Source organism: Kitasatospora sp. NPDC051164 (assembly GCF_044455625.1).
GTDB lineage: Bacteria > Actinomycetota > Actinomycetes > Streptomycetales > Streptomycetaceae > Kitasatospora.
In genome coordinates this window covers 67,025-74,089 of the sequence record NZ_JBITFB010000043.1, presented here as the reverse complement: position 1 = coordinate 74,089, position 7,065 = coordinate 67,025, and the positions used below count along the sequence as shown (strand labels likewise).

General features: G+C 73.1%; 6 protein-coding genes. All 6 read left to right on the top strand.

The genetic code is table 11. The features are described from left to right. Positions 1–244: 244 nt before the first annotated feature. The 6 genes from ACIBEC_RS41385 to ACIBEC_RS41360 all read left to right on the top strand — a co-directional run bounded on the left by ACIBEC_RS41385 (position 245) and on the right by ACIBEC_RS41360 (position 6,891). Positions 245–1,654 (top strand): histidine kinase, encoded by a 1,410-nt coding sequence (locus tag ACIBEC_RS41385; RefSeq protein WP_360505348.1) that lies wholly within the window; start codon positions 245–247, stop codon positions 1,652–1,654. Then, positions 1,606–2,271 carry a response regulator transcription factor gene (locus ACIBEC_RS41380; protein WP_360505346.1) on the top strand — a complete coding sequence of 222 codons (666 nt, stop codon included), beginning with the start codon at positions 1,606–1,608 and terminating at the stop codon, positions 2,269–2,271. The genes ACIBEC_RS41385 and ACIBEC_RS41380 overlap by 49 nt, the downstream gene beginning before the upstream one ends. Before the next feature lie 220 nt (positions 2,272–2,491). After that, positions 2,492–4,099 (top strand): DUF2637 domain-containing protein, encoded by a 1,608-nt coding sequence (locus ACIBEC_RS41375; RefSeq protein ID WP_360505344.1) that lies wholly within the window; start codon positions 2,492–2,494, stop codon positions 4,097–4,099. A gap of 113 nt (positions 4,100–4,212) precedes the next feature. Next, entirely contained in the window at positions 4,213–5,502 is a 1,290-nt protein-coding gene (locus tag ACIBEC_RS41370; RefSeq protein ID WP_360505342.1) for a DUF6986 family protein, read from the top strand. Between the two features lie 188 nt (positions 5,503–5,690). Continuing rightward, positions 5,691–6,347: a YigZ family protein gene (locus tag ACIBEC_RS41365; protein ID WP_360505340.1), complete on the top strand. Its 657-nt coding sequence runs from the start codon at positions 5,691–5,693 to the stop codon at positions 6,345–6,347. 229 nt (positions 6,348–6,576) lie between these two features. Beyond that, positions 6,577–6,891: a cupin domain-containing protein gene (locus tag ACIBEC_RS41360; RefSeq protein WP_396290261.1), complete on the top strand. Its 315-nt coding sequence runs from the start codon at positions 6,577–6,579 to the stop codon at positions 6,889–6,891. Positions 6,892–7,065: the final 174 nt, after the last annotated feature.

Here is a 7,065-nt window from a genome sequence, read left to right as displayed (position 1 = left end):
TACTGCAGGGGGGACCCTGTGGGAGAGTAGGACGCCGCCGAACAATCTTTCAGAAGAACCCCCATCCGGATCCCGGATGGGGGTTCTTCGCATTTTCAGGTAAGCCCAATGAACCGGTGTTGCTTCGACCACCGGCAGGTAGTCCTAGGTCCACCTGGAGATTGGGGTGCCATGGCCAATGTGCCTGGCGGGCGGTTCCTGAACGCTGATGGAGGACGATCGGTACCGGCATCAGGAGCTTCCCGTGACAACAGTGAGTCGTACGAGCGGCACGTCCGTACGTGCTCGGGCCCAGGCGGCCTTCGCGGCCGGCGGTGAGGGGCTGGCGCGGCTCGTGGTGGTGGTGTTGGCCGCCGTGCCGGGGGCGGTGCTGCCGGTGGGCGCCGCGCTCCTCGCGGGGGTGGTGACGTCCCAGTTCCTGCAGGAGTACGACCTGGAGGTCTTCTTCGCCCTGCTGGTGGCAGCGGCTGTCGGCGTCGTCGTGGCGGCCGCCAACATCCGCCGCACCGCGAACCGTACGCGCGGGCAGCTGGAGCGCTGGTTCGGCGTACGCCTGCCGGCGGTGTACAAGCCGCGGCCGGGGCTGGAGTTGGACGATCGCGGGCACTGGTGGACGGGGTACTCGTATCACCGCTCGCGGACGGTGGCGAAGTACGCGCAACTGGCCCACTGGGGCCTGCGGGACCGGACCACCCGTGGCGAGTTGGCCTGGTTGGCCGTGAACCCCTTCCTGACGCTGGCCCTGGCCGGCCCGGTGGTCGCCCTGCTCGTGCTGGGGGTGACCTTCATCCCGGCGGGGTCGGTGCCCACGCACGGGTTCGGCCTGCTGAGCCCGCGCATGGAGTCGATCCTGCTGAGGATCGTGTTCGGGGTCGCCATGATCGTCGTCGGGATACTCGCGGCACCGTTCGGGGTGCGTGCGTACGCGGAGGCGGCCCGCCGGGTGCTGGACCAGGACGGCCGGGCGACGAACGCCCAGCTGACCAGGCGGGTGGCTGAGTTGACTGAGACGCGGGCGGACGCGGTGGGCAACCAGGCGGCCGAACTGCGGAGGATCGAACGGGACCTGCACGACGGCGCGCAGGCGCGGCTGGTCGCGATCGGGATGACCCTGGGCACCATCGAGCACCTGATGGACACCGACCAGGCGGCCGCGCGGGAGCTCCTCGCCGAGGCCCGGCAGTCCTCGGCCCGGGCCCTGCAGGAGCTGCGGGACCTGGTCCGGGGCATCCACCCGCCAGTGCTCGCCGAGCGCGGACTGGGCGACGCCGTCCGGGCCCTGGCGCTGGACAGCGCGCTGCCGACCGAGGTGTTCGTCAGCCTGCCGGACCGGCCGCCGGCACCGGTGGAGGCAGCCGTGTACTTCAGCATCTGCGAGCTGCTGGCCAACGCGGCCAAGCACTCGGGGGCGGACCAGGTGTGGGTGGACATCCTGTACCGGGCCGGCTTGCTGCGGGTCACGGTGACGGACGACGGCGTGGGCGTGGCCGATCCCTCGCGGGGGACCGGACTGCGTGGAATCGAGAAGCGATTGGGTACCTTCGACGGTGTCCTCGCCATCGACAGCACGTCGGGCGGTCCCACCACCATCACCTTGGAGTTGCCGTGCGAGTTGTCCTCGCTGAGGACCTCTACCTCCTTCGCGAAGGCCTGATCAGGCTGTTGGAAGCGCACGGCTTCACCGTCGTCGCGGCGGTGGAGACGGGGCCCGAGCTGCTGGAGGCGCTGCTCACCCACCGCCCGGACGTGGCCGTGGTCGACGTCCGGCTGCCCCCGACGCTCACCGACGAGGGGCTGCAGGCGGCGCTCAAGGCCCGCCGGGAGATCCAGGGCTTGCCCGTCCTGGTGCTGTCGCAGCACGTCCAGCAGCTGTACGCGCGGGAGTTGCTGGCCGACGGCACCGGCGGGATCGGTTACTTGCTGAAGGACCGGGTGTTCAACGCGGGGCAGTTCATCGACGCGGTCCGCCGGGTGGCGGCGGGCGGGACGGCGATGGACCCGGACGTGATCGCCAAGCTGATGCAGACCACCTCGCGCCGGCCGGGTCCGCTGCTGCGGCTGTCCCCGCGCGAGCGCGAGGTGCTGGAGCTGATGGCCGAGGGCTGTTCCAATTCGGCGATCGCCGCCCGCCTTTCGGTGAGCGACGGCGCGGTGGCCAAGCACATCGCCAACATCTTCACCAAGCTCGAACTCGCCCCGGACGAGGACGCCAACCGCCGGGTCCTGGCCGTGCTGGCCTACCTCAACGGGACGGCGGGGCAGAGCAGCTGACGGTCCGGCCGGTCCGGAGGGGCAGGTCGACGCGGGCCGCGACTTCTGTTGTGCCGCCGCCAGTGACACCCCAGGCTGCGGGAACGCTTAAACAGGTGTACGAGTAAACTCCGGTGGGCCGAGCCCGGAGGTTGCTCAGCCGTCCGGCGGCCCGACCAGCGGGAACCGGCAGTCGAGGCAGCGTACGGCCGCAGCCGACATCCAGGGGTTGATAGACGTAATGGCACGCCCAACGCTCACCAAGGCCCATCGGGGCCTGCTCGGCCTGGTCGCGGCCGGCGCCTGCCTCATCTCGGGCATCGGTTTCGCGGGCTCGTACAACGCGGTGCGCGAGCTGGCCCTGGAGAAAGGTTTCGGCGCCTTCTCCTACGCCTTCCCGATCGGCGTCGACGCGGGCATCGTCGTGCTCCTCGCGCTCGACCTGGTGCTGACCTGGCTGCGGATCCCCTTCCCGATGCTGCGGCAGACCGCCTGGCTGCTGACCGTCGCCACCATCGCCTTCAACGCGGCCGCCTCCTGGGGCGACCCGCTCGGCATGGGGATGCATGCCGTCATCCCGGTGCTCTTCGTCGTCGTGGTCGAGGCCTCCCGCCACGCGGTCGGCCGGATCGCGGCGATCACGGCGGACCGCCACATGGAATCGGTCCGGGTGATGCGCTGGCTCCTGTCCCCGGTGCCGACCTTCCGGCTCTGGCGGCGGATGAAGCTCTGGGAGCTCCGCTCCTACGAGGAGGTCATCCGGCTGGAGCAGAACCGACTGGTCTACCGGGCGCAGCTGCGCTTCCGCTACGGCCGCGGCTGGCGCCGCTCGGCGCCGATACAGGCGCTGCTGCCGCTCAAGCTCGCCAAGTTCGGCGTACCGCTGGACCCGGCGCTACTCGACCGGTTGGACGACGAGGGCCGCGAGCGCGAGGCCAAGGAGGCCCTGACGGTGCAGGAGCCGCAGGGGCTCGCGCCCCAGGAGGGCCGCACCGCCGCCATCGCTCCGGCGGGAGCCGCCCCGGCCGGTCCGCCGCAGCAGCTGCAGCCCACGCAGCAGGCGCCGCACACTCAGCAGGTCCAGCAGGTCCAGCAAGCCTGGCAGGCCCCCGAGCCCCAGCAAGCCCAGCCCCAGCAGCCCCAGCCCCAGGCGGAAGCCCCCGCCGCCGTCGCACCGCTGCCCGCCGAGGTGGCCGCGCCCATGCTGGCGAAGCTGGCGGCGGTCCGGCTGCGTGCCGCGCAGGAGCCGGAGGAGGCGCCGGACGCGGCCCCGCAGCCGCGCCACGAGGAGCTGAACGTCTGGACCGAGCGCCCGGTCCGTACCACCGGTCACCCTGCCGACGCCGCCCCGGGCGGGCGGGTGCCCGGCCAGGCCTCGCCCTGGTTCAAGCCCCCGCGCCCGTCGGCGGAGGAGCCCGTCCCTGCCGTTGCCTCCCCTGCCGCTGTGCCCGCTGCCGCGTCCCAGCCGCAGGCCCAGCACCCGGCCGCCCCGCAGCAGGCGGGCCGACCCGTCGAGCCGCAGCAGCAGCACCAGCAGCCCCGCGAGGCCCGGCAGTCGGAGCATTCGGCCCAGCCGGACGCGCCGGTTCCGGCCGAGGAGCCCGTCCAAGCCGGGCAGTCCGAACCCCTCCCGGCGTCCTCGCGTCTCGACCCGGACCTCGCCTACGAGGCACTCGTCACGTACATGGACAACCACGGCCACCAGCCCGACCCGCAGCGCCTCGCCGACTGGCTGACCAGGGAGTACGGCGTCGCGGGCAAGGGCCCCGACGGCTCGGTCCACCCCAAGGAGGTCGCCGAGCTGTACCCGGAGCTGCGCGACCGCTACGCCGCCGCCGGGAGGGACTGACCGGAGCGGGGCCCGCCGTCCAGCGCTCGGTCGGCCATTGACGCCCGACCTCGCCGAAGCTACCTTCACCTCAACAAATTGTTGAAGTGCTGGTTCGGCGTGGAGGAGTGCGGATGTCGCAGGTCGAGGTCGACGGAAGCGGGCCGACGGACGGGGCCTCCTTCTCCGCTGCCGCCCGAGCCGCCGTGGAGGCGCTGCTCGCCCCGGTCGACGCCGACCTGGCGCGCCGCTACCCGGGCGACTCCGGGACCAGGCAGCCGGTGCACACCGTCTACGTTCCGGCCGACGCCTTCGCCGCCGACACCGTACGGGAGTGGGGCCGTCAGGCCCTGGCGACCTTCGACACCCACGCCGGCACCCCCAGCGAGCTGGCCCGCGCCCTCGGCGTCGCCGACGACGAACTGCTCGCCGACGTGCACGCCCGGGTCCGCGCCAAGCTGGAGCGCGAGCCGATCGAGGACCTGCGGATCGACTTCGAGGACGGCTACGGCCCCCGCCCCGACGCGGAGGAGGACGCGGCCGCCGTCCGGGCCGCCGGACTGGTCGCCGCGGCCGTGGCCGAGGGCAGCGCCCCGCCGTACATCGGCATCCGGATCAAGTGCATGGAGGCGGCGGTCCGCGCCCGCGGCATCCGCACCCTGGAGCTGTTCCTGGCCACCCTGCCGGCGGTCGGCGGCCTGCCGGAGGGCCTGGTCCTGACCCTGCCCAAGGTCACCTACGCCGAGCAGGTCACCGCGCTGGTCCGGCTGCTGGAGGACTTCGAGCGCCGGGCCGGGCTGCCCGCCGGCCGGATCGGCTTCGAGATCCAGATCGAGACCACCCAGGCCATCCTCGGCCCGGACGGCCGGGCCACCGTCGCCCGGATGATCGAGGCCGCCGAGGGCCGCGCCACCGGCCTGCACTACGGCACCTTCGACTACAGCGCGGCCTGCGGCGTCAGCGCCGCCCACCAGAGCATGGACCACCCGGTCGCCGACCACGCGAAGGCGGTCATGCAGGTGGCCGCGGCCGGTACCGGGGTCCGGCTCTCCGACGGTTCGACCAACGTCATCCCGACCGGCTCCACCGAGCAGGTGCACGCCGCCTGGAAGCTCCACCACGACCTGGTCCGCCGCTCACTGGCCCGCGCCTACTACCAGGGCTGGGACATGCACCCGGCGCACCTGCCGACCCGCTACGTCGCGGTGTACTCCTTCTACCGCGAGGGCCTGGCGGCCGCCGCCGCCCGGCTGGCCGCCTACGTCGCCAAGGCGGGCGGCGACGTGATGGACGAGCCGGCCACCGCCCGGGCGCTCAGCGGCTACCTGCTGCGCGGCCTGGACTGCGGAGCCGTCGACCTCGCCGAGGTCACCGCGCTGACCGGCCTGGACCGCGAGCAACTGGACGCCCTGTCCGGCCGCTGAACCGAGGCCGCTGCCGCCGGGAACGACCGTTCCCGAGAACGATCGTTCCCCGGAACCGACGTTCCCGGGTCGCCGACCCCGCGGCCGCTGATCGCTGCGCCCGCGCGCCAACTAGGCTGGCGGTGCCGCCCCGGCAACCCGGGGCGCGCGCCGCCAGCCTTCGCCGTTCCCGGGAGAACCACCGCGTCATGTCCGCCACGCCGGAGCCCACCGCCAGGCCGTACCTCACCATCCGGCGGGCCGGCAGCCACGAGATCGAGATCAAGAAGTCCCGGTTCATCTGCCACCTCGCCCGGGTCACCGACGAGGAGGAGGCGCAGGCCTTCATCGCGGGCATCCGCAAGCAGTACTGGGACGCCCGGCACAACTGCACCGCGTTCGTGGTCGGCGACGAGCAGCGCCGCGAGCGCTCCAGCGACGACGGCGAGCCCGGCGGCACGGCCGGGGTGCCGATGCTGGAGGTGCTGCGCCGACGCGGCCTGACCGACACGGTCGCGGTGGTCACCAGGTACTTCGGCGGGATCAAGCTCGGTGCGGGCGGCCTGGTGCGGGCGTACGGGAACGCGGTGTCGGAAGCGGTGGACGGGATCGGCCTGCTGGAGCGACGGCCGGTCGCGCTGCTCGCGGTGACGGTGGACCACGTCCGGGCCGGGCGGGTGGAGAACGACCTGAGGGCGGCCGGGTACACGGTGAGCGACCTGGCGTACGAGGCAGCCGGGGTGCGGATCGAAGTGGGCGTGCCGGAACCCGAGGTGGCGGCCTTCCACACCTGGCTGGCCGAGGCGACCGGGGGCACCGCGACGGGGATCCCGGCCGGTCGCACCTACGTCGAGGTGCCGGTCTGACGGTCCCGCCCGGCAGCGCCGCCCGGCGGGGTCGGCGGGCGGGGTCGGCGGGCGGGGTCGATGGGCGGGTCGGTGCGGTGGGCGCAGTCGGCGCGCCTGGTTTGGGACACACATCCGGCCACATCGCCGCCGGCCCGTTTGGGTGTCCCGAGGGGCCTGCCCTAGGCTGAACCGGCCATCGGCCAGGCGCCGCCCGGCAACCTCAGGACGCCTCCAGGAAGCCGTCGCGATGCCCGTCGTCCAGACCATCACCCTGCCTCCGGGCGCCGACACCGGCTGGCACTATCACCCGGGCCGGGTCGACGTGGTGGTGCTCTCCGGGACGCTGACCCGGACCCTGCACGACGGCCGGGTCGAGGTCAGCCGTGCCGGTGACTCCCTGGTCGAGGAGGCGGGGCCGGTCCACATCCACCTCGGCCGCAACCTCGGGACCGAACCCGTGGTACTGATCGCGAACTACGCCGCCCCGGCGGGCTGTCCGCTGGCCGTACCGGTCACGGAACCCGCCTGGAGCCGCAGCTCAGCCGGGCCTGCCGGAGCCTGAGTGAGGTTCCGGAGGATCCGGACGGGACAGCCCGTACGCGTCGCCCGCACCGCTCGCACGGGCGGCGTCGCGTAGCCCAGGCTCCGCGCCATGCGGAAGACGGCTTGAACAGATTCACCCGAACGTAGGGTCATGGCCCGGACTTGGAACTTCCGCTCCGGGCCGTGGCGTTTC